Origin of the sequence: Dactylosporangium vinaceum (assembly GCF_019904175.1) — a bacterium.
Taxonomy (GTDB): Bacteria; Actinomycetota; Actinomycetes; order Mycobacteriales; family Micromonosporaceae; genus Dactylosporangium; species Dactylosporangium vinaceum.
This window is the reverse complement of record NZ_CP061913.1, coordinates 6,309,715-6,334,150: the sequence shown is the minus strand read 5'-3', so window position 1 is coordinate 6,334,150 and position 24,436 is coordinate 6,309,715. Positions and strand designations below refer to the sequence as shown.

At 72.7% G+C, this 24,436-nt stretch carries 22 protein-coding genes; 11 read left to right on the top strand and 11 right to left on the bottom strand.

Features of this window, described 5'->3' with window-relative positions:
• The first annotated feature begins 66 nt into the window (after window positions 1-66).
• Complete coding sequence (locus Dvina_RS28465) at window positions 67-807, top strand: class I SAM-dependent methyltransferase (protein ID WP_223092405.1); 741 nt, start codon at window positions 67-69, stop codon at window positions 805-807.
• Here Dvina_RS28465 and Dvina_RS28460 read toward each other — a convergent pair.
• Window positions 784-1,239, bottom strand: coding sequence for a pyridoxamine 5'-phosphate oxidase family protein (locus Dvina_RS28460; RefSeq protein WP_223092404.1), 456 nt, complete (start codon window positions 1,237-1,239; stop codon window positions 784-786). The genes Dvina_RS28465 and Dvina_RS28460 overlap by 24 nt on opposite strands.
• A 33-nt stretch (window positions 1,240-1,272) precedes the next feature.
• Window positions 1,273-2,199: an intradiol ring-cleavage dioxygenase gene (locus tag Dvina_RS28455; protein WP_223092403.1), complete on the bottom strand. Its 927-nt coding sequence runs from the start codon at window positions 2,197-2,199 to the stop codon at window positions 1,273-1,275.
• Between the two features lie 290 nt (window positions 2,200-2,489).
• Here Dvina_RS28455 and Dvina_RS28450 point away from each other — a divergent pair, with 290 nt between their 5' ends.
• On the top strand, window positions 2,490-2,810 hold the full coding sequence (locus Dvina_RS28450; RefSeq protein ID WP_223092402.1) for an STAS domain-containing protein: 321 nt from the start codon (window positions 2,490-2,492) through the stop codon (window positions 2,808-2,810).
• 21 nt (window positions 2,811-2,831) lie between these two features.
• Here Dvina_RS28450 and Dvina_RS28445 read toward each other — a convergent pair whose 3' ends face one another.
• The 3 genes from Dvina_RS28445 to Dvina_RS28435 all read right to left on the bottom strand — a co-directional run bounded on the left by Dvina_RS28445 (window position 2,832) and on the right by Dvina_RS28435 (window position 6,734).
• Entirely contained in the window at window positions 2,832-4,112 is a 1,281-nt protein-coding gene (locus tag Dvina_RS28445) for a methyl-accepting chemotaxis protein (RefSeq protein WP_223092401.1), read from the bottom strand.
• Window positions 4,113-4,219: 107 nt separating this feature from the next.
• Window positions 4,220-5,719: an MFS transporter gene (locus Dvina_RS28440; protein WP_223092400.1), complete on the bottom strand. Its 1,500-nt coding sequence runs from the start codon at window positions 5,717-5,719 to the stop codon at window positions 4,220-4,222.
• Between the two features lie 121 nt (window positions 5,720-5,840).
• Complete coding sequence (locus tag Dvina_RS28435; RefSeq protein WP_223092399.1) at window positions 5,841-6,734, bottom strand: MBL fold metallo-hydrolase; 894 nt, start codon at window positions 6,732-6,734, stop codon at window positions 5,841-5,843.
• Between the two features lie 145 nt (window positions 6,735-6,879).
• Here Dvina_RS28435 and Dvina_RS28430 point away from each other — a divergent pair, with 145 nt between their 5' ends.
• Window positions 6,880-7,170, top strand: coding sequence for a hypothetical protein (locus Dvina_RS28430; protein WP_223092398.1), 291 nt, complete (start codon window positions 6,880-6,882; stop codon window positions 7,168-7,170).
• A gap of 55 nt (window positions 7,171-7,225) precedes the next feature.
• Here Dvina_RS28430 and Dvina_RS28425 read toward each other — a convergent pair whose 3' ends face one another.
• Entirely contained in the window at window positions 7,226-8,290 is a 1,065-nt protein-coding gene (locus Dvina_RS28425) for a glycoside hydrolase family 11 protein (RefSeq protein ID WP_223092397.1), read from the bottom strand.
• Between the two features lie 195 nt (window positions 8,291-8,485).
• Between Dvina_RS28425 and Dvina_RS28420 the strand changes: the two genes are divergently transcribed.
• Window positions 8,486-10,777 (top strand): putative bifunctional diguanylate cyclase/phosphodiesterase, encoded by a 2,292-nt coding sequence (locus Dvina_RS28420; RefSeq protein WP_246655376.1) that lies wholly within the window; start codon window positions 8,486-8,488, stop codon window positions 10,775-10,777.
• A gap of 886 nt (window positions 10,778-11,663) precedes the next feature.
• Window positions 11,664-15,107, top strand: coding sequence for an MMPL family transporter (locus tag Dvina_RS28415; protein WP_343217021.1), 3,444 nt, complete (start codon window positions 11,664-11,666; stop codon window positions 15,105-15,107).
• Window positions 15,108-15,336: 229 nt separating this feature from the next.
• Here the strand turns inward: Dvina_RS28415 and Dvina_RS28410 are convergent, their stop codons facing one another.
• The 3 genes from Dvina_RS28410 to Dvina_RS28400 form a co-directional block, all read right to left on the bottom strand.
• Window positions 15,337-15,582 carry a hypothetical protein gene (locus tag Dvina_RS28410; protein ID WP_223092394.1) on the bottom strand — a complete coding sequence of 82 codons (246 nt, stop codon included), beginning with the start codon at window positions 15,580-15,582 and terminating at the stop codon, window positions 15,337-15,339.
• 205 nt (window positions 15,583-15,787) lie between these two features.
• Window positions 15,788-16,918 (bottom strand): NADH:flavin oxidoreductase, encoded by a 1,131-nt coding sequence (locus tag Dvina_RS28405; protein ID WP_246655375.1) that lies wholly within the window; start codon window positions 16,916-16,918, stop codon window positions 15,788-15,790.
• A 61-nt stretch (window positions 16,919-16,979) separates the two neighbouring features.
• Window positions 16,980-17,870 (bottom strand): oxidoreductase, encoded by an 891-nt coding sequence (locus Dvina_RS28400; protein ID WP_223092392.1) that lies wholly within the window; start codon window positions 17,868-17,870, stop codon window positions 16,980-16,982.
• A 177-nt stretch (window positions 17,871-18,047) separates the two neighbouring features.
• Between Dvina_RS28400 and Dvina_RS28395 the strand changes: the two genes are divergently transcribed.
• Window positions 18,048-18,650 (top strand): TetR/AcrR family transcriptional regulator, encoded by a 603-nt coding sequence (locus tag Dvina_RS28395; protein ID WP_223092391.1) that lies wholly within the window; start codon window positions 18,048-18,050, stop codon window positions 18,648-18,650.
• Here the strand turns inward: Dvina_RS28395 and Dvina_RS28390 are convergent.
• Entirely contained in the window at window positions 18,627-19,082 is a 456-nt protein-coding gene (locus Dvina_RS28390; protein ID WP_246655374.1) for a MarR family winged helix-turn-helix transcriptional regulator, read from the bottom strand. The genes Dvina_RS28395 and Dvina_RS28390 overlap by 24 nt on opposite strands.
• A 78-nt stretch (window positions 19,083-19,160) precedes the next feature.
• Here Dvina_RS28390 and Dvina_RS28385 point away from each other — a divergent pair, with 78 nt between their 5' ends.
• The 4 genes from Dvina_RS28385 to Dvina_RS28370 are packed head-to-tail and all read left to right on the top strand — an operon-like array spanning window position 19,161 to window position 22,330.
• Window positions 19,161-20,189 carry an LLM class flavin-dependent oxidoreductase gene (locus tag Dvina_RS28385; protein WP_223092389.1) on the top strand — a complete coding sequence of 343 codons (1,029 nt, stop codon included), beginning with the start codon at window positions 19,161-19,163 and terminating at the stop codon, window positions 20,187-20,189.
• Complete coding sequence (locus Dvina_RS28380; RefSeq protein ID WP_223092388.1) at window positions 20,186-20,800, top strand: NADPH-dependent F420 reductase; 615 nt, start codon at window positions 20,186-20,188, stop codon at window positions 20,798-20,800. Before Dvina_RS28385 ends, Dvina_RS28380 begins: the two co-directional genes overlap by 4 nt.
• A gap of 9 nt (window positions 20,801-20,809) precedes the next feature.
• Window positions 20,810-21,748 (top strand): TIGR03557 family F420-dependent LLM class oxidoreductase, encoded by a 939-nt coding sequence (locus Dvina_RS28375; RefSeq protein ID WP_223092387.1) that lies wholly within the window; start codon window positions 20,810-20,812, stop codon window positions 21,746-21,748.
• A complete protein-coding gene (locus Dvina_RS28370; protein ID WP_223092386.1) occupies window positions 21,749-22,330 on the top strand; it encodes a flavodoxin family protein in 582 nt (193 codons plus the stop codon).
• 151 nt (window positions 22,331-22,481) lie between these two features.
• Here Dvina_RS28370 and Dvina_RS28365 read toward each other — a convergent pair whose 3' ends face one another.
• Entirely contained in the window at window positions 22,482-23,195 is a 714-nt protein-coding gene (locus Dvina_RS28365) for a TetR/AcrR family transcriptional regulator (protein WP_246655373.1), read from the bottom strand.
• A gap of 96 nt (window positions 23,196-23,291) precedes the next feature.
• Here Dvina_RS28365 and Dvina_RS28360 point away from each other — a divergent pair, with 96 nt between their 5' ends.
• Window positions 23,292-24,425: an FAD-dependent oxidoreductase gene (locus Dvina_RS28360; protein WP_223092385.1), complete on the top strand. Its 1,134-nt coding sequence runs from the start codon at window positions 23,292-23,294 to the stop codon at window positions 24,423-24,425.
• Window positions 24,426-24,436 lie beyond the last annotated feature (11 nt).

Below are 24,436 nucleotides of genomic sequence, written 5' to 3'. Positions count from 1 at the left end.
CTGATACCTCCGGCCGGGGAACATTCGTACAAGCGGCCCGCGGTACCCACGCGAAGAATGGCCCGTGTGAGCGAGCGACGCGGGGACTATGGGTATGACGGGGACTTCGCAGTGGTCCCGGCATGGGGGCAGGCGGCGGTGCTCGGGGCGCTGATCGTGGGGTCCGGTGTGCTCGCCGCCGTGGTGAGCGCCTGGTTCGGCCTGGCCTCGGTGGGGCTGGCGCTGTTCGGATTCTTCTACGTGCACACCACGCGGGCCGGCAAGTTCCGGGCGTGGGACGGGATTCTGGACGGGCTCGGGCTGCGCGGGGACGAGGAGCTGCTCGATCTCGGGTGCGGGCGCGGGGCGGTGCTGCTCGCGGCGGCGCGGCGGTTGCCGGCCGGGCGGGCGGTCGGGGTCGACGTCTGGCAGGCCGACCAGACCGGCAACGGGCCCGAGGTGACGCTGCGCAACGCCGAGCTGGAAGGGGTCGCCGGGCGGGTGGAGGTGCACACCTGTGACATCACCCGGCTGCCGTTCCCGGACCGCAGCTTCGACGTCGTCGTCAGCAGCTTCGTCATCCACAACATCGCCGCGGCGGCCGGCCGGCAGGCGGCGATCGACGAGGCGGTGCGGGTCCTGCGGCCGGGCGGGCGGCTGGCCGTCGTCGACCTGCTGCACACCGGCACGTACGTGGATCGGCTGCGGGCGCTGGGCCTGAGCACCGCCGCCCGGCGCAATCTCGGCTGGCGCTGCTGGTGGGGCGGGCCGTTCCTCGCCTCGCGGGTGGTCACCGCCGGCGGGTCACTCCCGCTCGGCCCGGCGTAGCCCGCCGTCCGGGGTCCACCACTCGACGACGAGCAGGGTGGCCTCCGGGTTGAGGTGGGTGTGCACGACCTGGGTGATGACGGCCCGGAAGCGGTCGCTGCCGCCGTGGTCGGGGTGCGGCGGGGCCAGCACGGCCCGGCCGCTGATCTTCGCCTCGCCCGGCCACCGGGCCTCGGCGCCCTCGATCGGGTCGACGGTCGCGCTGTGCAGGCCGAACCGCGGGTCGCGGCGCAGGTCGGCGCCCTTGCGGGCGTTGGCCATCGAGCCGAACCAGAGCTCGCCGGCCTCGAACGTCGCCTCGATGCCGGAGATCCGCGGGGCGCCGTCGGCGCGCACCGTGGCGATGGTCTTGTGCCGGTGCGCGTCGAACAGCGCCCGGACCCGCCCCGCGAACTCCGGCTCCGCCCGCTCCACGTCCTGCCATGCCGTCATGGCGCTCATGATGGCACCCCGGCCGCCCGCGCGTCAGCGGCTCGGCGGCGCGCCGCCCGCGCCGGGCCCGCCGGGGCCCATGCCGCCGCCGGTCGGTGTGGTGCGCGTGTCGACCCGGGCGACCAGGGAGACGGCGAGGCCGTTGGTGACGTTGCCGGTGACCGCGCCGAGCTGCAGGGCGCCGGCGTCGTCGCCGAACACGTTGTCACTCTGCAGTGTCACGCGGGACAGGTTCTGGACCGAGGCGGAGTACCCGGACTGGGCGTAGACGGTGTCGCAGGTGGCCTTCGGCAGCGCGACCTGCGACGTGGCGATGGCCTTCGACGACTCGGTGATGCTCGCCTGGTCGGGGTACACCTCGAAATGGATGTGCGGCCAGCGACCCGAATAGCAGGCCGGGAAGATGCTCGTGAACGAGACCCGGCCCTGGGCGTCGGCGACCTGGACGCCGCGGAGGTAGTTCTGGTCCTGGGCGCCCTGCGTGTACAGCGAGTAGCGCCCCTCGCGGTCGCAGTGCCAGACGTAGACCGCGACGCCGGCGAACGGGGTGCCGCCGTTCGCCATGTCCACAATGGACAGCTCCAGGGTCATCGGGACGCCCTGCGCGGTGCCCGTGGCGGTGCCGAAGGAGGAGCGGATGTCGCGGCGGACGATGCCGCTCTGGTTGAGCACGTCCGGGCCGTTGGAGCCGTCGCCGGGGTAGGGCCCGGCGGTCTCGTCCGGGATCTCGCCCGCGGCCGCGGCGTCCGTCGCCGTGGAGGCGCTCGCCGACGGGCCCGCGGCCGGGTCGAGGTCGTCGCTGCACGCGGCGGTCAGCCCGGCCACCGCCGCGCCGAGCCCGAACGCCCGCAGCACCTGCCGGCGCCGCACGATGGTCCCGATGTCGAAGCCGAGACCCTGGTCCGTCAGTTCCTCGTCGGGCCGGGGGAGCGGGCGGCCCTCATACCTGGTGTCGTCCATGCGTTCAGGCTGGCCGGGCCGGCTGTGAGCAGGCTGGCAGCGGGCTGTGGGTTCGGGCGGGCCGCTCCCGGCCGCACCGGGGCGACGATCCGGGTGGCGCCGGACCACTGCCGCGGCCGCGGTGAACCTCGCCGCCGAGCTCGTCGGCGTGTCCGGCGGCCGGGTGATCGACAGCCGGCCGGTCGCGGCGCGCAACGCGAATACGTAAGGTAGGGAGCTCACCGCGCTACGATCGTCGCCACGGTCCGTGCGGGCCGGCGTGCGGATGTGGAGGCCCTGTGGAGTTGTCGATGCAGCAGGGTCTGGAGGTGACGGTGGTCACGGCCGCCGGTGACCTGGACATTGCGACGTCGCCGGAGCTGCGGCGCTACCTGCACGCCGTGCTCGACGAGAGCCAGGCGGCGCTGTACGTCGACGTCGCGGCCGTGCAGTTCATCGACTCCAGCGCGCTCGGGGTGCTGGTCAGCGTGTACCACCGGCTGGTCGGTCGCGGCCAGCAGCTGACGCTGGTGAGCCCGCACGAGCGGCTGCTGCGCACGTTCCGGCTGACCGCGCTCGACCAGATCTTCACGATCGTGAACACGCTGCCCGCCGGGCCGGCCGCGGCCTGAGCGGCGGCCGCCCGGCGCCGGTCAGCCGCTCGCCGCGAGCCGGTCGAGGCCGTCCAGGACCTGCTGGGCGGCGCCGGTGGCGGTGGAGAGCTGCCCGGCGACCGAGTCCAGGGTGGCCGCCTGGCGCTCGACCGAGCCGGCGATGTCGAGCTGCAGGACGTGGATCTCCTCGACCGCGCTCGACGTCGAGGCGAAGGTGCGGGCGACCTCGGCGGTCTGCTCCGTGATCGCCGAGATCACCGTGTTGACCCGGTCGACCGAGGTCGCCGTCTGCTGGGCGAGCTCCTTGACCTCCGTGGCGACGACCGCGAAGCCCTTGCCCAGCTCCCCGGCCCGGGCGGCCTCGATCGTCGCGTTGAGGGCCAGCAGGTTGGTCTGGGCGGCCAGCTGGGCGATGAGGGCGTTGACCTCGGCGATCTCGGCCACCGACCGCTCGAGCCGGCCGACCTTCTCGGTGGCCGAGCGGGCGGTGTCCAGGCCGCCGGCCGCGCTCCCGGCCGCCTGACCGGAGCGGGTGGCCACCTCGCGGACCGCGCCCGTGAGCTGGTTGAGCTCGGCGTCCACGGCGCTTACCGCGTCGATGGCGGCCCGCGCCTGCCCGCCGATGCCGGCGATGTCGGCGGTGATCTGCTCGGCCCGGGCGGCCGCCCGCTCGGCCCGGGCCCGCGCCTCGTCCGCGGCCAGCGTCCGCGCCTCGTGGCCGGCCCGCTCGCCCTGCTCGCGGTCCCGCGCGGCGTCCGCGGCCAGCCGCTCGTTGTCCCGCTCGACCTGCTCGGCGAAGTGCCAGAACACCAGGATGCCGACGATCTCGAGCACGAGCAGGCCCGCGTGGACGGCCACGTGGCCCAGCGCCATGACCGGCGACATGTCCATCATGCCGAACACCCGCTGCGGCGCGACGAGCCCGAGCACGGCGTGGTGCACCACGACGATGAGCACGGCGCACAGCAGCGGCATCCAGCGCTGGTAGAGCGCGACGAAGACGAGGACCGCGTACAGGTGGATGTGCGCCTCGATCGCGCCGCCCGAGAGCTCGACGGCGATCAGCGTGCACAGGATCAGCCCGGCACTGGCCAGGGAGCCCGCCGGGCCGCCGCGGGCGCGCCCGGCCGCCGCGGCCACGAGCGCGACAGCGGCCGGCAGCGCCACGGCCTCCCAGGCCGGCATCGGCCCCAGCAGCCCCAGGATCAGCAGCGCCGGGACGTGCAGCCACAGCAGCCGGACCACGATCGTATGGCGGGCCGCCCGCGACGCATCGGACAACCGCGCACCGCGGGGCAGCCGCGCCCCCAGTCCACTCATGGCGTCAGCATGGACGCGCCCGGCCCGGTTGCGGGCCGAACCGGGCAAACGGCTCCCGATGCGCAACCGTTCCGCGATACCCGCCGCGCACCCGGGCAAACATCCGGCTACATGTGCGCGGCCGGAGCGGCTCCGGTGGGCAGCGGGCCGGTGCGCAGCAGCAGGCCGCTGAGCACGGCGCCGACCACGAAGAACCCGGCGACCCAGGTGAACGTCGTCGTGTAGCTGTCGATCGCGGCCGACGCCATCGCCGCGGCGGTCGGCTGCTGACCGGCCAGGGCGTGGGTGAGGGCGCTGGAGGCGATCGTGCTCAGCACGGCGGTGCCGACCGAGCCGCCGACCTGCTGGGCGGTGTTGACGAGCGCCGAGGCCACGCCCGCGTCCTGCGCCGCGACGCCCGACGTGCCGGCGGTCATGGCCGGGGCCATGGCCAGGCCGATGCCGACGCCCGTGATGATCAGCGGGCCGAGCACGCTGCCGGCGTAGCCGGAGTGCACGTCGAGGCCGGTGAGCCAGAGCAGGCCGCCGGCGGCGATCAGGAAGCCGGCCGGGACGAGCGGGCGCGGGCCGACGCGGGGCACGACGACGCTCGTGGCGGTGGTCGCGGTCACGGCCAGCGCGCCGATCATCGGCAGGAACGCGGCGCCGCTGCGGATCGGGCTGAAGCCGAGGTTCTGCTGCAGGTAGTAGGTCAGGAACAGGAACACGGCGAACATGCCGACGCCGAGGGTGAGGACGGTCAGCAGCGCGCCGCCGCGGGTGCGGTCGAGCAGCACGCGCAGCGGGACGAGCGGGTGCGCGACCCGGGTCTCGATGACGACGAACGCGGCGAGCAGCGCCACGGCCGCGACGAGCCAGCCCCACACGGCCGGGCTGCCCCAGGCGTGGGTCTCCGCGTTGGCGAACCCGTACACGAGCGAGAAGAGGCCGGCCGACACCGTCAGCGTGCCGGGCACGTCGAGCCGGCTGCCCGCGCCGCCGCGCTGGTTGTGCAGCAGGGACGCGGCGCCGACGGTGGCGGCCACGGCGAACAGGACGTTGACGTACATGCACCAGCGCCAGTCGAGGTACTCCGTGAGCACCCCGCCGAGCAGCAGCCCGGTCGCGCCGCCGGCCCCGGCGATGGCGCCGTAGATCCCGAACGCCTTCGCCCGCTCCTTCGCGTCGGTGAACGTCGTCGTCAGCAGCGACAGCACCGCCGGCGCGAGCAGCGCACCGAACGCGCCCTGCGCGGCCCGGGCCCCGACAAGCGTGCCGAAGCCCTGCGCGGCACCACCGGCGGCCGACGCGGCCGCGAAGCCGACCAGCCCGACGATCAGCGTCGTCTTGCGCCCGATCAGGTCACCGACCCGCCCGCCGAGCGGCAGCAGCGCGCCGAAGGCCAGCGCATAGGCGGTGACGATCCATTGGCGGTACTCGTTGGAGAAGCCCAGCGCCCGCTGCGCCGACGGCAGTGCGATGTTCACGATCGTGGCGTCGAGCACCACCATGAGCTGCGCGAGGCCGAGCACACCGAGGATGGCCCAGCGCCGCGCGTGGTGCGGGTGCGCCACCGGGTCGGCGTGGCCGGCGCCCGCCGTCCCCGGTCGGTTGGTGGTTGTCGTCATGTGGCCTCTCCGGTCAGCAGTCGCGGTCGAGCTGCCCGATCGGCTGACAGGCCGGGTTGCTGAGCGCGGCGGCGGCACGGCGACCGTGCGGCTCCCCGAAGGCAACCGGCGTCGGCGCGGCCTACACGGAGGTCGGCATCGGCCCGCCGCGCCACGCGACGGCGTCCCGCAGCGCGGCGATCAGGTCCGGCTCGGCGCCGGCGCGCTCGGCGTAGGCCCGGTGCAGGTTCAGCACGATCCGCTCGGCGTCGGCCCAGTCCGCGAACTCGCCGAGGTCGAAGGCGCGGGCCGCCTCCAGCGGTGTCAGTCCCGGGTCCGCGGCCTCGGTGACGGCCGTGTAGTACCGCCGCAGCTTCGCGAACGCCGCCCCGATCTGCGGGCCGTGCAGGACCGGCCCGTGCCCCGGCACCACGTGCTCGGGCTCCAGCGCCGCCATCCAGTCCAGGGCCCGCGCCGCCCCGCCGACCGAGCCCATGAGCACCAGCGGCGTCAGTCCGCTGAACACCAGGTCACCGGCGAAGAGCACCCGCTCCTCGGGCAGCCACGCCACGAGGTCGCCGGGCGTGTGCGCGGTCCCGCCCGGGTGGCGCAGCTCGATGCGCCGGCCGCCGGCGTGCACGGTCACCGCGTCGCGCACGGCGACGTCGGGCAGCCGGCGGGTGACGTCGCCCCAGTCGGGGACCGGCGTCCAGAACGGCGGGCAGCCGTCGATGATCGGGTCGGTCCGCAGCGCCTCGCGCATGTGCTCGTGGCCGAACAGCACGGTGGCGGCGGGCAGGAGGCAGTTGCCGTAGGTGTGGTCGCCGTGCTGGTGGGTGTTGACCGCCATCCGCACCGGCCGGCCCGCGGCCACCCCGTCGACGGCCGCGAGGAAACGGCGGGTGCGGGCCTCGGTCGCGCAGGTGTCCACGATGAAGACGTCGTCGCCGCCGACGACCGCGCCGGCGTTGTTCACCCACCAGGTGCCGTCCGGCTGGACCCACGCGTACACCCCGGGCACCACGGTCTCGAGCATGGGCCGAGCTTACGGGCCGGCTTACGGGCTGAGCCCGAAGCATCGACAACTGTCGGGAAGTACGCAGCGATTGTTTCAACTTCCGGGGGTACTTCGGCGTCGTAACGCGTGGTGTCAGTGAGAGTACCGAGAGGCGGGGGCCGTCGTGATCGGAGTCGTGGGGGCGGGCAGCGGGCTGGTGCTGCTCGGCGTGGCGCTGTACCTGGTGCTGCGGGGCGAGGAGCTCTTCGGGCCGCGGTGGCACCGGTTCTTCAATCCCGAGGTGTGGCAGACCGAGGTCGAGGAGGCCGAGGCCGGCCCCGGCGGGCCGGTGGGCGCGGCCGGGGCGGGCACCGACGCGGGAGCGCTTGTCGCGGAGCTGGAGCGGGCGTACGCCGCATACCGCCGGGGCGAGGACGTGTTCGCCGGGGCGGCGCGGGAGCCGGGTGCGCGGTGAACGCGGCACGCCCGGGACCGGCGGTGGCCGGGCCCGGGCGCGGTGGAGCACAGACTCAGCTGCAGGCGGCGCCGTTGAGCGTGAAGCCGGTCGGCGCGGCGTTGTTGCCGCTGTGGTTGGCCTGGAAGCCGATGGTTGTCGAGCCGCCCGGCGGGAGGCTGCCGTTGTAGCTCGCGTTGGTCGCCGTGACGGCGCCCGTCGAGGGTGAGTACGTGGCGTTCCAGCCCGACGTGATGCTCTGGCCGGACGCCAGGTTGAACTTCAGCTGCCAGCCGTTGATGGCGGTCGAGCCGGTGTTCGTGATGGTGATGTTGTCGGTGAGCCCGGTGTTCCAGGCGCTCACCTGGTTCGTCACCTTGCAGGCCCCGCCGCCGCCGTTGTTCGGGGGCGGGCTCGAGGACGTGCCGGGCGTCGGCGAGCGCGGGGTGGTCGGCCCGCCCGTCGGCCCGGAGCCTTCGCTGACGGTGATGTTGGAGCTGACGTTGCTCTGGTAGCCCTCGGTGGCGAGGATCTGGTAGTCGTGGGAGCCGAGGTTCATGCCGAGGCTGGCCCAGGCGTTGAAGTGGTTGGCGGTGGTGATGGTGCCGCCGACGCGTTTGTTCTGCCGGACGCTCCAGTATTGGTAGAAGGTGGCGGTGCCGATGATGGAGGGTTGGTTGACGCGTTGGGTGCGGTAGATGTCGTAGGTGCTGCCGTCGGTGGTGACGGAGCCGAGGCGTTGGGTGCCGTTGCTGGGGTTGTAGTTGCCGTAGGTTTCGACGACGTAGTACTCGATGAGGGGGTTGGTGGTCCAGCCGTAGAGGGCGAGGTAGCAGTTGCCGCCGCAGTTGAATGAGCCGGAGTAGTTGACGGTGTGGTTGGAGCCGGGTTTCCAGCCTTTGCCGACGACGGAGTTGTTGATGCCGTTCATCTGGACGCTGTAGCTGCCGCCGGCGCCCAGGTTCATCGTGACGTTGCCGCTGTCCTTCCAGTACGAGAAGAAGTAGCCGTTGTGGGTGCCGGTGAGGTTCGACGTGATGGTCCGGTCCGCCTCGGCATGGGCGGTGCCGGTCAGCGTCAGTGAGGTCACGGCCAGCGCCGCGGCGCAGGCGGCCCCGAGGAGGAGTCTGAAGCGCTTCATGGCTCGAAGCTCGTCGATGACGCTGGAAGCTGTCAACGACGTTCCGGAAATATTGCTTCGGGGGTACTCGCACTAGAGGGCATATCAAGGCGCAACAGCCCCGAAAGTTGCGAATGGGCCATGAAAGTTCCGTGCCCGCCCGGGACGTGCCGTCAACACCTTGATCCGGGCGCCGCGCGGCCGATAGATGAGGCCGTGACCGCCGTGCATCGCGCCCCGCTGCGCTACGTGGTGGCCACCGGTGCGCTCGCCGCCGCCGGCACGCTGTGGTACGTCCTCTGGATCGTCACCGGCGTGGGGCCGGCGGCGGTCTCGTTCCTGTGGCTGCCGATCGGCGCCGCCGTGACCGTGGCCGCCGTGCTCGATCTGCTGCGTCGTGCGCCGCTGACAGTACCGGCGAAACGGTTCTGGCGGTTGTTGCTCGTGGCGTTCGCCGGTGTCAGCGCCGGATACTGGGTGCTGGCCGCCGCCGGGTTCCGCGACACCGCCGTCCTGCCGACCATGCCGCCGGCCGCCGCCATCCTCGCCGGCATCGGCTTCGTCGCCGCCATGTGGGCGATGGGCCGGGTGCCGCTCGGCATCGCCAGCCCCGGCGAGCGCTGGAAGCAGTGGCTCGACCGGGCCATCGCGTTCCTCGGCGGCAGCACCGTGCTGTTCCACTTCGGCCTCGCCCCGATGCTGGGCGGCACCCGGGTGTGGAGCATCCAGGCCCTGATCCTGCTGGGCATGTCGTTCGCGTTCGCCGTCGGCGGGATCACCAAGGTCGCCTACATCGCCGGCGGCCCGATCGACCGGGTCGCGCTGCGCCTGATCGGCCTGTGCGGGCTGTGCGGCGCGGGCGTGGCCGTGTGCATGGTCCTCGGCGGCGACGCCGGCACGGTCCCGGCCCAGGCCGTCGTCATGCCGATCGCCCCGTTCCTGGGCACCCTGGCCGTGCGCCGCCAGTGGCGAGCCGGCGCCGAACGCCGCGGCCGGGCCAACGTCTGGCTGCCGTACCTCGCCGTCGCCGCCGTCGACGTGCCGCTCATCGCCGTCATCCCGGGCACCGTCACCTGGACCGGCAAGCTCGTCATCGTCGCCACCGTGCTGGTGACCGGCCTGGTCACCATCCGGCAGTTCGTCGCCTTCCGGGAGAACGCCCGCCTCCTGCGCGAGCGGCGGCTGACCCAGGAGCGCCTGCAGCACGAGGCCACCCACGACGGCCTGACCGGCCTGGCCAACCGCGCCCTGTTCCGCCGGCGTCTGGCCGAGCAGCTCGAGCGGACCGGCGCGACGGTGCTCCTGGTCGACCTGGACGACTTCAAGACCGTCAACGACTCGCTCGGCCACGACGTCGGCGACGACCTGCTGATCGCGGTCGCCGACGTGCTGCGCCGCGAGACCGGCCGCGACGGCCTGCCCGCGCGCCTCGGCGGCGACGAGTTCGCCGTGCTCGTCACCGAGGCGACGGCGCTCGGCGAGACCATCGCGCAGCGCATCCTCGACGCGTTCGGGGGCCCGATGGGCGCGCACCGCCTCCTCGTGCACGCGAGCGTGGGCATCGCCACGGCCCCCGCGGCGACCGCCCTCGACCACCTGCTGCGCACCGCCGACGTGGCCATGTACGCGGCCAAGCAGCGGGGCAAGGCGAACTGGGTGCGGTACCACGAAGGCATGGACCAGCCGGTCGCCGACCACGCCCAGCTCGGCGGCGAGCTGCGCCGGGCCCTGGACGCCGGCGAGTTCACCCTCCACTACCAGCCGATCATGTCCCTGCACAGCGGCCGCATCGTCGGCGTCGAGGCCCTGGCCCGCTGGCGCCACCCGACCCGCGGCCTGGTCCCGCCGGCCGAGTTCATCCCCGCCGCCGAGCGCACCGGCCTGATCGTCCCCCTCGGCCGCTTCGTCCTGCGCGAGGCCTGCCGCCAGGCCGCCGCCTGGCTGGCCGAGTTCGGCCCCGACGCCCTGCAGAAGTTCGGCCCCAACGTCTCCGCCCGCCAGCTGCACGACCCCGACTTCGTCGCCGACGTCCAGTCCGCCCTGGCCGAGTCCGGCCTGCCCGCGGACCGCCTGGTGCTCGAGCTGACCGAGTCGGCCGTCCTGCGCGGCCAGCAGGTCTCGCGCGCCCTGCACCAGCTGCACGCCCTCGGGGTGCGCATGGCCCTCGACGACTTCGGCACGGGCGAGTCATCGTTGAGCCTGCTCCGCGCGTTCCCGGCCGCGATCATCAAGCTGGACAAGTCGTTCGTGGACGGGATCGAGCTGGACGAGCCCGGCTCCCCGGAGGCCGACGCCCGGCAGGCGGTGGCGAGGGCGGTCGTGCAGCTCGCGCTGGCGCTGGGGCTGGACACGGTCGCGGAGGGCATCGAGAACCGGGCGCAGGTCGACCGCCTGATCGAGCTGGGCTACTCCCTGGGCCAGGGCTACCACCTGGCCCGCCCCATGCCGGCCGAGGACATGACAGCCCTGCTGGCCGCGCAGCGCGCCCTCTTCGCCACTCCGGCGTAGCACCGCCCCGTCGCACGGTCTCGTGCTGCGGGCCGCTGCTCGTCACGCGGGCGGCTGCTCGTCACGCGGGCGGCCGCTCCTGGTACGGGCGGCCGCTCCTGGTACGGGCGGCCGCTCCTGGTACGGGCGGCCTCTGGCCACGCGGGCCGCTGCTCGTGGTGCGCGCGGCCTCCGGTCATGCGGGCTGTCTCTCGTGGTGGGGCTGCCTTTGGTCTTCGGACTGCCTGTCGTGGTGCGTGCCGCCCTTTGGTCGTGTGGGCCGCCCTTCGGCCGTGGGGGCTTCCTGTCGTGCTGCGTGCTGCCTTTGGTCGTGCGGGCTGTTTCTCGTGGGGCGGCCTGCCTCTCGTCATGCGGGCCGACTTGCATGATGGGGCTGGTTCCCGCTCTGCGCGCCTGTTCGCGTTGGCGATGCGCCCTTCACGATCAGGGCCGCCTCGCATGACGCGGGCCGGTGCTGTGATGCGAGTCGGCTCTCCATGACGCCTCGCCGTCGTCTTCGCCTTCGCCGTCATCCTCGCGGTCGTCTTCCCCGTTGTCCTTGTTCTCGCCTCGCCGTTGTCCTTGTCTTCGCCTCGCCGTTGTCCTTGTCTTCGCCTCGCCGTTGTCCTTGTCTTCGCCTCGCCGTCGTCCTTGTCTTCGCCTCGCCGTCGTCCTTGCCTTCGCCTCGCCGTCGTCCTTGCCTTCGTCTGCCGCGGCGTTGTGTTCGTGATGCTTGTCGATGAATTTGGTCGATGTCGACGCTAATCGAGTTCTGCCGCTGGTAGGGCTGGCCCCCGGCCGGGGCTGGGGCTGGCCCGCCGGTCGACTCGGTGGTCGGCGGCAGTGTGTTCGGGGTCCCCGGTGACGAGGCTGAGTGCGTTGATTCGTGACGGGTCCGGCATTGGGGATGGCTATGGCACACGGGTTCATCGCGCGGGTCGGGCAGTGGTGTTTCCGGCATCGGTGGGGGGTGCTCGGACTCTGGCTGGCCGCCGTGGTGCTCGGTGTCCTGGCCGCCGGGCCGGTGTTCGATGCGCTGGCGTCCGACAACAGCCCCAAGAACATGGAGTCGTTCCGGGGGCAGGACGTCCTGGCTACGCAGTCGACGCAGGGCGGGACCGTGATCGGGGTCGTCGACGGCGTCGATCCGGCGGCGGCGTCGGTCCGGGGTGATGTGCTGGCGATCGCCGGGGGGCTGCGCGGGATCGCCGGCGTCAGCCGGGTGGTGACGCCGTTCGACCAGGGGGTGCCGCCCGAGCAGGCGGGGGCGCTGCTCGCCAAGGACCGGCGCGGACTGCTCATCCAGGTGGACCTGGCCAACCTCGACGACGATGCCCAGGACACCGCCGCGACCGCGCTCACCGATGCGCTGCATGCCGGTGCGGTGACGCTGCGCGAGCACGGGCAGGCCGACGCCCGGGTGCGGGTCGGTGGCGGGCCCGTGCTCAATCAGCAGGCCAACGCGCAGGCGGGGGCGGACCTGTCCAAGGCGGAGACGATGTCGCTGCCCATTACGCTCGTGGTGCTGGTGTTCATCTTCGGCGGCATCATCGCGGCCGGCATGCCGGTGCTGGCCGCCGTCGTGTCGATCGCGTTCTCGATGATCATGCTGCTGGTCTTCACGAAGTTCACCGAGCTGGACTCGAACGCCGTCACGATCGTCACGCTGCTCGGACTCGGGTTGTCGATCGACTACGGGCTGTTGCTGGTCGCGCGGTACCGGGAGGAGTTGGCGGCCGGGTTTGAGCCTGCGGTTGCCGTGTCACGGGCCTGGGCGACGGCCGGGCGCACGATCGCGTTCAGTGCGTTGACGGTTGCCGCAGCGCTGAGCGGGCTCCTGCTGTTCGGGATCACGGGACTGTCGGCCCTCGGCGCGGCCGGGATTTCGGTGGCCATCGCGGCGATGCTGGTGTCGCTGACGTTCACGGCGGCGTTGCTCGGCCTGTTTCGCAAGCGCATCCGGCCGTCGAGGCGGGCTGGTCGCAGTACCCCCGAAATGGGCTTCTTCGCTGGTCTGGCCCGCATCGTGCAGCGCCGGCCGCTGCTGACCACCGTGCTCGGCGGGGTGGCGCTGGTCGCCGTCGCGCTGCCGGCCCTGGACACCGCCATCCACCTGGACGACCTCGGCGCGCTGCCGCCGTCGATGGAGTCGGTGCAGGTGGAGCGCGCGTTGACCGACAGCTACGGGCAGAGCGCGGCGCCGGCCGTCATCGTCGTCGCGCACCTCGACCCGGCCGGGCTCGACGCATGGGCGGCCCGGTTCGCCGGCACCGCCGGGGTGCGTCTGATCCATCCGGCCGCGGACGCCGGCAACGGGCTGACCACGCTGGGTATCGAGGCACTCGGTGACCCGGAAGGGCCGGCCGCTCGTGACCTCGTGGAACGCATCCGGGCCGACCGGCCGGGCGGCGGCGAGTCCTGGGTCACGGGCAGTGGCGCCATGGTCACCGACGTGGTCGGGCAGATCACCGACCGGCTGCCGCTCGCGCTCGGGGTGACGCTGCTGGCGATGGTCGTGCTGCTGTTCGCGATGACCGGCTCGGTGGTGGTGCCGCTGAAGGCCGTGCTGATGAACCTCGTGTCGCTGGGGGCCACGTTCGGTGTGCTGACCGCCGTATTCCAGCACGGTTTCCTGGCCGGGCCGCTGGGCGTGCTGACGGTCGGCGGGCTCAGCCCGTTCACGGTGGTGAGCGTCTTCGCCTTCGCGTTCGGGCTGTCGATGGACTACGAGGTGTTTCTGCTGGGCCGGATCAAGGAGTACACGGACAGGGGCTTCCCGACTGACGTCGCCGTGCGGCGCGGGCTGCAGCACTCGGGCCGGATCATCACGTCGGCCGCGCTGCTGATGGTGATCGTGTTCGGCTGCTTCGTGACCGGCGAGATGGGCGGTGTGCAGCAGATCGGCCTGGGGTTGGCGGTGGCGGTTGCGGTGGACGCAACCCTGGTCCGGTGCGTGCTGGTGCCGGCGACGATGACACTGCTCGGCGCGGCGAACTGGTGGGCGCCGGCGTGGCTCAAGCGCCTGCACGGCTTCATCGGCCTGCGCGAAACAGTGCTGGACGACCCGACCGTCATCCCCAGCACGAATCCGGCCCCAATTTCCATCGCGTCCTCAGCATCCGCACCGGCCTCCGCACCAGCCTCTGCCCCGGCCTCCGCACCAGCCTCCGCGCCGGCCTCCGCACCAGCCTCTGCCCCGGCCTCCGCGCCGGCCTCCGCGCCGGCCTCCGCGCCGGCCTCCGCGCCGGCCTCCGCGCCGGCCTCCGCGCCGGCCTCTGCCCCGGCCTCTGCCCCGGCCTCCGCGCCGGCCTCCGCGCCGGCCTCTGCGCCGGCCTCTGCCCCGGCCTCCGCCCCGGCCTCCGCGCCGGCCTCCGCGCCGGCCTCTGCCCCGGCCTCCGCACCAGCCTTCGCCTCGAGCTCTGCACCGGCCTCCGCCTGTACCTCTGCAACGGCCGCGGCTCCGGCTGCGAACAGGACGGCTGCGCTATCTGGCTCGAAGTCGATGTCGACGATCGTCAACCCGCCGGCGTCGCCGTTGGCGAATGTCGGCACCTCGGTGTCGGTGTCGGCGTCGGCTGAAGTCGACCCTGTGGTGTCGAGGTCGAGCGAGATCGAATGTGTGGTGTCGAGTTTGGCCGGGGCCGGCGCAGCGGTGTTGACGTCGGCCGAAGTCGACCGTGTGGTGTCGAGCTCGGCCGGGATCGACCCGGTGGTGGCGACGTCGAGTGGAATCGACGTTGCGGTGTCGGCGTCGACGGTTGTCGACCCTCGCGTGTCGACATCGACGGAAGTCGGCTATTCGGTGTCGATGTCGACGGCAATCGAGCCGGGGCGGTCGGCGTCGACTGAAATCGATGTCGCGGCGTCGATGTCGACGGATGTCGAGCGTGGTAGGTCGACGTCGACGGCGATCGGGGCGGCGCGGTCGGGGGCGGTCGGAGGCGGCGCCGGTGGGTTCGGGCTGTCGGAAATTGATCGAGCTGCGTCGGCGTCGGAGGAACATGCTGCGTCGGCGTCGGGGGAGCATGCTGCGTCGGCGGCAAGGGAGGGTGCGGCGTCGGCGTTGGTTGGGTCGGGGGTGGCGGTGACGGTGGGTGACCGGGTCGCTGTGGGGGAGCGGCGGAAGTCGGTTGTGGTGGCGTACACCTGGTGGCTTCTACTTGGGGTTTTCGGGGCGCACCACTTCTATCTCGGGCGGCGGCGGCTCGGGTGGTGGTATCTCGGGACCGTCGGGCTGCTTGGCCTCGGGTGGCTTGTCGACTCGGTTCTGCTGCCCGGCAGGGTTCGGGCGGCCAACGTGGTGCCGGTGCGGGTCGAGCGCGTTCGGGAGCTTGTCCACTCCTCGGGCTGAGCCGCCGGTCACCGCCTTGGAGGGGGTAGCCCGGGCTTGAGGTATGCGAGTCGGCCGCCGGTGTGCAGGCCTTGGTCAAGCGCGGCCTTGCCGGTAGCCGACCCAGACCCGCGCACACGTCGTTGACGGGCCGGCCGCCGGCTACCTTTCTGGCGGCCGGGCGGGGTCATGGAGAGTGACCGTCAGAGAGCGGCAGGAGTTGCGGCCGGTGGCCTGCTCACGCCTGGCGTCAGAAGGAGGTGGAGCGGCCGTCGCTGTACAGGGCCAGCCGGGCGCCCACCACGTGACTGAAATTGATCAGCAGCGTCGAGGTCTGGTCATCGCCCGAGCGGGACACCGTCAAGGGATGCACGGCCCCGGTCTCCATCCACTCGGACAGCTGCTGGCGGGAGAGGTCGGTGTCGTGCACCCGCAGCACCAGCTCCTTCTCGCGGCCGACCGTGAGAAGGTAGAGCAGGCAGGTCGGGGGCTCCATGATGGTTTTCCTGTGCCCGGCCGGGCGCCGCGCAAAACAACCCGGCCGAACGACCGCCTGAACACGGCCGGCCGAACGAGCTGCGCAAACGCCGGCCGGGGCAGGGACGAGCAACTCGCCGCGCCGGCCGGGTGACGGGGCCGTCCGAGGGCCGGCGGCTGTGACGGCGGGCCGGCCCTCGGTGATGCGGACGCTGAAGCGAGGGTCAGGTCAGGCGGGTCTCGTCGGCCTTGTCGTAGGGGTGGATCTCGGACAGGCGGTCCTCGGCCAGCTTGGTGGGCCAGGCCGGGTCGGAGAGCAGGGCGCGGCCCAGGGCGATCAGGTCGAACTCGCCCTGGTCGAAGCGCTCCAGCAGCGGGGCCAGGCTCAGGGAGCCGGCCTGCTCCTCGTGCTCGCCCCGGAACGCCTGGGCTACGCCGACCGAGCCGATGGCGATGACCGGCAGGCCGGTGAGCTTCTTCGTCCAGCCGGCCAGGGTCAGCGCCGTGTCGTCGAACGCGGGCAGCCAGTAGCGGCGGGTCGAGACGTGCAGGGCGGTGACGCCGGCGTCCACGAGTGGGGCGAGGAGCTGCTCCAGCTCGGCCGGCGTGTCGGCGATGCGGGCGTCGAAGTGGCCGCCCTTCCACTGGGAGAAGCGGAACAGGATCGGGAAGGCGGGGCCGGTGGCCGCCCGGATCGCGGCGATCACCTCGGCGCTGAGGCGGGCTCGGTTGGCGGGGCTGCCGCCGTGGTGGTCGGTACGGCGGTTCGTGCCCGGCCACAGGAACTGGTCGAGGAGGTAGCCGTGGGCGCCGTGGATCTCGACGCCGTCGAAGCCCGCGCGCTGGGCGTCCGCGGCGGCCCGGGCGAACGCGGCCACCACCGCGTCCAGGTCGGCGGCGGTGGCCGGCTCGCCGACCGCGGTGCCGTCGGCGCGCAGGCCGGACGGGCTCAGGACCGGCGCGCCGGGGTCGGGTGGGGAGCCGGCCGTGCGGACGGCGCCGAGGTGCCACAGCTGCGGGACGATCCGGCCGCCGGCCGCGTGGACGGCCTCGGCGACGAAGCGCCAGCCGGCCAGCGCGTCGGCGCCGTAGAAGCGGGGCACCCGGTCGCTCGACCCGGCCGACGGGTGGTCGACGTAGGTGCCCTCGGTGACGATGAGCCCGACGTGCGGGGCCCGTCTGGCGTAGTACGCGGCGACGTCGGGGCCGGGCACGCCGCCGGGCGAGAACTGCCGCGTCATCGGGGCCATCACGAAGCGGTTGGCCAGGTTGACGTCGCCCAGGGCGTACGGGGTGAACAGTGGCGCCGGGTCGGCCGCGGTGCGCAGGCCGGTCGTCGTCGGAGAGGTGGTCACACAGCAGATCAAATCAACGGGCGCGGTGCTTGTTCCGCCCGGCCGCCCGGTGTGGCCGATTTCATACTGGATCGGTGGAGAATTGGCGGCCGAGCGGGAAGTGGGTGCCGGTGAGCCGCTCGGACAGCGTCCACAGCCGCGCGGCGAGGCCGGCGTCGCGGGCGGTGGCGGAGCGGTTGATCAGCTCCGGGGCGCCGCGCATGTGGGCCCAGCGGCTCGGGCCGGTGAAGCTGTCGCCGGGCAGGTCGGCGACCGCGGCGTACAGGACCGGGAGGGCGCCCTCGTCGGCGCTCTGGCCGAGCAGCCGGACCATGAGGCGGAGCACCGCCCCGGACTCCGAGTAGATCGCGCTCTGCACGAGGCCGGGGTGGGCGGAGACGGCGCGGACCGGTGACCCGGCGGCGTCGAGGCGGCGCTGCAGCTCGGCGGTGAACAGCAGATTGGCCAGCTTGGAGCGGTTGTACGCGGCCGACTCCCGATAGGGGCGCCGCTCGTCGTTGGGGTCGTCCAGGTCGAGGCGGCCCATCCGTTCGGCCTGTGAGGAGACGGTCACGATCCGGTCGGTGACGTGCTCGAGCAGCAGGTTGGTCAGCGCGAACGGCCCGAGGTGGTTGGTGGCGAACTGGAGCTCGAACCCGTCGGCCGTGCGCCGCCGGTCCGGGACGGAGATGCCCGCGTTGTTGATGAGCAGGTCGACCGGGCCGGTCCAGGCGGCGGCGAAGGCGCGCACGGAGGCGAGGTCGGCGAGGTCGAGCCGGCGCACCTCGGTGTCGCCGGTGATCGTGCGGGCGGCGGCTTGGCCCCGGTCGAGACTGCGCACGGCGAGCACGACCCGGGCGCCGGCGAGGGCCAGCGCGCGGGCGGTCGCCAGCCCGACGCCGGAGTTGGCGCCGGTCACGATCGCCGTCCGGCCGTGCAGGTCGGGCAGGTCACCGGCGGTGAAGTCAGCCATGGAATGGACTCCGTTCAGCACGAGCAGTGCAGGCGAGAAGAGCAGGCGAGCGGTGGAGGACGAGCGGTGTGGCACGGGAGATGACGAACGAACGGTGCGGCGCAGGCGGTGATTGCACTCAGTGGCATCAGCCTAGCGCGATAATGCCACTGAGTGCAATCACGTAGGCTGGAGGCCATGGCGAGATGGGAACCCGGCGCGTACGACCGGCTGCGCGAGGCCGCGCTGACGCTCTTCGACGAGCAGGGCTTCGAGCAGACGACAGTCGCGCAGATCGCCGAGCGGGCCGGGCTCAACCGGCGCACGTTCTTCCACCACTTCGCCGACAAGCGCGAGGTCGTCTTCGCCGGCCAGGAGGCGTCGGAGGAGCTCATCGCGGCCGAGATCGCCGCGCAGCCGCAGGCGCTCGACCCGCTGCACGCCGCCGTGGCTGCCCTGCAGCGGGTGGCCGACACCACCTACGAGCGGTACCGCGCGGGCTCGGTGCTGCTCGGCCGGGTCATCGCGGCCAGCCCGGAGCTGCAGGAGCGCGAACTGGTGAAGCGGGCCGGGCTGGCGGGCCGCATCGCCGGCGCACTGGGCGAGCGGGGCACCGATGAGCGGGCCGCCGCCGTCGCCGGGTGGACGGCGGCCGCCGTGTTCTTCGCCGCCCGCAACCGCTGGAACCAGCCCGGCAATGAGCGGACCCTGGCCGAGCTCATGGGCGAGACGCTGGAGACGTTCCTCGACGCCACCCTGCACCGGGCAGGGGCGCCGCTACGCTCCGTCAGTGAGGTGTGACCGCAGCGCGGCGGCAAGGTCGGCCGCCGCGGCCAGCTGGGCCGTGGTCAGGGCGTCGACGAAGAGCTCGCGGACGGCGGTCAGGTGCGGGACCGTCGCCGCGTGGAAGGCGGCCGCGCCCGCGCGGGTCAGGACGATCTCGGCGCCGCGGTTGTCGGTGGGGCAGTCCTCGCGGCGGATCAGGTCGCGGCGCTCCATGCGGGGCAGGTGGTGGGACAGTCGGCTGCGTTCCCACCCGCACCGCTCGGCCAGTTCGGAGGAGCGCAGGCGGCCGCCGTCGGCCTCGCTGAGGGCCAATAGGACGGCGTAGTCGGCCGGTGACAGGCCGGTGTCGTGGTGCAGCCGGGTGGCCAGCGCGCTGCGCAGCGCCTCCGCGGTCTCGATGAACTCACGCCACGTCCTGAGCTCATCCCGGGCCGGTAGCCGACGCATGACGGGCGTCACCTCCATGTGCTTGACGCGTCAATCATACGGGCGGCATGATTGACGCGTCAATCAACGGAGGTCAGCATGAGCGAGCTGCTGTTCGGTCTCGACACGTTCGGTGACGTCCCGGTGGACCATACCGGCGCGCCGCTGTCGTACGCCGCGGCGATCCGGCAGGTCGTCGAGGAGGCCGTGCTCGCCGATGAGCTCGGTGTCGACGCCATCGCGCTGGGTGAGCACCACCGGCCGGAGTACTCCATCTCGACCCCGGAGACGGTCCTCGCCGGGATCGCCGGGCGCACCTCGCGGATCAGGCTGGGCTCCGGCGTCACCGTGCTGAGCTCGGACGACCCGGTGCGCGTGTTCCAGCGCTTCGCCACCGTCGACGCCATCTCGGGCGGGCGGGCCGAGGTGATCCTGGGGCGCGGGTCGTTCACGGAGTCGTTCCCGCTGTTCGGCTACGACCTCGCGGACTACGAGGTGCTGTTCGAGGAGAAGCTCGAGCTGTTCGTGAAGCTGCTCGACGAGAAGCCGGTGAGCTGGAGCGGTACCACCCGGGCGCCCCTGTCCGAAGCCGACGTGTTCCCCAAGACCGAGTCCGGACGGCTGCCCACGTGGGTCGGCGTGGGCGGGTCGCCACAGTCCGTGGTCCGCACGGCCCGCTACGGCCTGCCCCTCATGCTGGCGATCATCGGGGGAGACCCGAACCGCTTCAAGCCTTATCTGCAGCTGTACCGCCGCGCCGCCGACCAGCTCGGCACGTTCGCCCATCCGGTCGGCATGCACTCGCCCGGGTTCGTCGCGGACACTGACGAGCAGGCGAAGGAGCTGTTCTTCGGCCCCTTCAAAACCATCCGTGACCGCATCGGCGCCCAGCGCGGCTGGCCGGCCCTGCGCCGCTCGGAGTTCGAGGCGGAGGTCGCCGGCGGCTCGCTGTATCTCGGCGGCCCCGAGACCGTGGCCCGCAAGATCGCCCGGACGGTCAAGGACCTGGGCGTGGGCCGGTTCGACCTCATCTACACGGCGGGCGCACAGCCGGTGGGGGCTCGGATGCGCTCCGTGGAGCTGTTCGGCACCAAGGTGCTGCCGATGGTCCGCGACCTGCTGGCATGACGACGATCGGCATCCTCGGGGCGGGGAAGGTGGGCACCGTGCTGGCCCGTCTGGCCGTCGCCGCCGGCTACGACGTCCTCATCGCCGGGTCCGGTGACCCGGCCCGGATCGCGCTCATCGTCGAGGTCCTCGCACCGGGTGCACAGGCGGTGACGGCGGACGCGGCGGCGCGGCGGGCCGACGTGGTGATCCTGGCGCTGCCGCTGGGGAAGTACCGCACCGTGCCGGCGCCGTCACTGCGCGGGAAGCTGGTCATCGACGCCATGAACTACTGGTGGGAGGTGGACGGGGTCCGCGACGACCTGACCTCGTCCAGCGAGATCGTCCAGGCGTTCCTGGCACCGGCGCGGGTGGTCAAGGCGTTCAACCACATGGGGTACCACGACCTCGAGGACGGTGCCCGCCCCGCCGGCACGCCCGGCCGGCGGGCGATCGCGATCGCCGGTGACGCGCCGGACGACGTGGCGGCGGTCGCGGCGATCGTCGACGCGCTCGGCTTCGACCCGGTCCTCGCCGGGCCGCTCGCGCAGGGCGTGCGGATGGAGCCCGGCACCGCGCTGTTCGGGGCCAATGAGGACGCGGCCACGGTACAGGCGATGCTTCGTGGGTAGTTGCATGTCATGCGCATCGGGTATTTCTTGTCGTGTGAGGAGTACACCCCGGCTCAGCTGATCGAGCAGGCCCGGCTGGCTCAGGAGGCCGGGTTCCAGGGGTTGTGGATCTCCGACCATTACCATCCGTGGAACGACGAGCAGGGCCAGAGCCCGTTCGTCTGGTCGATGATCGGGGCCTTGAGCCAGGTCGTCACGATCCCTGTCACCACCGCTGTCACGTGCCCGATCCAGCGCATCCACCCGGCCGTCGTGGCCCAGGCCGCGGCCACCAGCGCGGTGCTGCACGAGGGGCGGTTCGTGCTCGGCGTCGGCACCGGGGAGGCGCTGAACGAGCACGTGATCGGCGCGCGCTGGCCCTCGGCCGCCGAGCGCCTGGAGATGCTGGAAGAGTCGGTCGAGGTGATGCGGAAGCTGTGGGACGGCGGGTTCGTCAACCACCGCGGGCAGCACTACGAGGTCGAGCAGGCCCAGGTGTACACCCGGCCGTCGACGCCCCCGAAGGTGTACATGTCCGCGTTCGGGCCCAAGGCCCTGGACCTGGCCGGCCGGATCGCCGACGGGTACATCCTGACGATGCCCGACGCCGACCTCGTCAAGGGCTTCCGGGAGGCCGGCGGCGGCGACAAGCCGGTGCAGGGCGGCTTCAAGGCCGCGTTCGCGCCGACCGAGTCCGAGGGCGTCGACATCGCCCACCGCCTGTGGCCGAACGCCGGCCTGCCGGGCGAGCTGTCCCAGGTGCTGCCGTCGCCGAAGCACTTCGAGCAGGCGTCGCAGCTGGTGACCCGCGACCAGGTCGCGTCGGCCATCGCCTGCGGCCCCGACCCGGCGAAGCAGGCCGAGCAGCTCAAGCAGTACGAGGACGCCGGCTTCGACGAGGTGTACGTGGCCAACATCGGCCCCAACTACGCGGAGCTCATCGACATGTACCGGAAGGAGTTCCTGTAGATGCGCGCCCTCGTGCTCGTCTGCTCGCTGAAGAAGTCGCCCGCACCGTCCAGTTCGGAGCTGCTCGGCCGCGAGATCCTGGCCGCCCTGGCCGACCACGACGTCGACGGGGAGGTGATACGCGTGGTCGACCACGACGTGAAGTACGGCGTCACCGCCGACGAGGGCTCCGGCGACGCCTGGCCGTCGATCCGCACGAAGCTGCTCGGCTCCGACATCCTGGTCATCGCCACGCCGATCTGGATGGGCCAGCCGGCGTCGGTCTGCAAGGTGGTCCTGGAGCGGCTCGACGCGGAGATCAGCGAGTCCACGATGTACGGCAAGGTCGCCGTCGTGGGCGTGGTCGGCAACGAGGACGGCGCCCACCACGTCACCGCCGAGGTCTACCAGGCCCTGAACGACGTGGGCTTCACGGTGCCGGCGGCGGGCGGCACGTACTGGGTCGGCGAGGCCATGGGCAAGGTCGACTACGCCGACGCCGGGCCGAAGCCGGACACGACGGGCACGGCTACGAAGACGCTCGCCGCGAACGCCGCGCACCTGGCGAAGCTGCTGAACGACAGCCCGTATCCGTCGTCCTGAGCCGCTCCCGGTGCTTGCGAGGCGGCCCTCGTCATGAGGGTCGCCTCTCCCGGTCGTGCGAGCCGCCGCTCATCGTGGGGGCAGTCGCTCATCGTGCGGACCGCTGCTCATCGTGCAGGCCGTCGCCCGTCGGGCGACGGCGCTGAGCGAATTACGGCTCCGAGCGGGCGAGGCGGGCCTCGAAGCCGTCCAGGAGCAGATCGAGGCCCAGTTCGAAGGTCTCGTCCGCGTCCAGGTGCTTGGCGTCGCGGATCACCGCCGCCAGGGCCGGGAACTGGCCGGTGGCGAAGACGCGCATCAGGTACGGGCCGTAGAACGACTGCCACTCCCGCTCGTCCAGGCCGGTCTCGCGTTCGGCGCGGCGCTCGGCGGTTTCCCGGCGGACGGCGCCGATGATGTAGGCGTTCACGGCGTCCACCAGCGGCATCACCGTGTCGGTGTCCACGTCGTGCATGGCCGACATCACCCGCTCGCCCCGGGCCAGGGCGTTCGGGCCGAGCTGGGGGCGGCCGCCGATCAGGTCGGCGAACCACTCGTGGCGGTGCACGACCTCGCGGGTCGCCTCGGCCAGGGAGCGCAACATCGGGCGCCAGCCGTCGCCGGTCGGGCGGATCTCGGCGTGCAGCGCATCGACCATCAGGTCCAGCAGGTCTTCCTTGGTGTCGATGTACCCGTACAGGCGCATCGGGCCGACGTTCAGCTCCGCGGCGACCTTGCGCAGCGAGACCGCCTCCAGCCCGTCGGCGTCGGCCAGGCGGATGGCCGCGCGCACGATCACCTCGCGGTTCAGCGGGGTCGGAGCCGGGCGCTCCGGCGGCTCGGGTCGCTCCCACAGCACCATGGCGTCGACAATACAGTGCCTCACTCGATACAGTGTATTGAAGCAATACGCCGTATCGAACTCATACGACGTATTGAGGCAGGCGGCGCAGCGCGCCGGACGGCGTAGTGGGGAGCGATCGTGAACAGCGCAACGGCCGGCAGGCCCAGGATCGTCATCATCGGCGCCGGGCCCGGCGGCCTGGCCCTGGCCCGGGTCCTGCACGTGCACGGCATCGGCGCCGCCGTATACGAGCGTGACGCCCACCGCACGGCCCGCGGCCAGGGCGGCATGCTCGACATCCACTCCGGGCAGCCGGCGCTGCGCGAAGCCGGCCTCCTCGACCGGTTCCTGGCCACGGCCCGGGGCGAAGGCCAGGACATGCGCCTCCTCGACCCGTCCGGCACCCTCCTGCACCGCGAGGACACGCCCGACGACGCGCCGATGCTCCGGCCCGAGATCGACCGGGCCGACCTGCGCGACCTGTTCCTCGACGCCCTCCCCGAGAAGACCGTCATGTGGGGGTACGCCTTCCAGCGGGCCGAGCACGGCGAGGTGCACTTCACCAACGGCCACCGCGTGCCCTACGACCTGCTCGTCGGCGCGGACGGCGCCTGGTCGAAGGTTCGGCCCCTGCTCACCGACGCCCGCCCCGCCCCCGTCGGCCAGCACGTCGTCGAGATCGGCATCCCCGACATCGACAGCACCCACCCCGACCTCGCGGCGATGGTCGGCCGCGGCAACTTCTGGGTGCTCGGCGACGGCATCTCCCTGGGCGCGCAGCGCAACGGCGACGGGCGCGTCCGCATCGGCGTGAGCTTCTACAACACCGGCGAGGGCTGGTTCGACAGCGCCGGGATCCCGCTCGACGACCCGGCCCGCGCCCGGGCCCGCCTGATCGAGCTGCTCCCCGGCTGGGACCGGAAGATCATCGCGCTCATCGAGGCGTGCGACGACACGGTCGTGACCCGGTCGATCAGCACGCTGCCGGCCGGGCTGACCTGGCCGTCACGGCCGGACGTCACGCTCGTCGGCGACGCCGCCCACCTGATGCCACCGGTGGGCGAGGGCGCCAACATGGCCCTGCTCGACGGTGCCCGGCTCGCGCTGGCCCTTGTCGCGCGGCCGCGGGACGTGCCGGGCGCCGTCGCGGACTACGAGCGGGAGATGTTCGAACGCACCGGCGCCGCCGCGCGCATGTCCGCGAGCGTCCAGGAGATGCTGATGGCCCCGGACGCCGCGCAGCGGATGGTGGCCTTCTTCCAGCCGGACTGAACGGGGCGCGG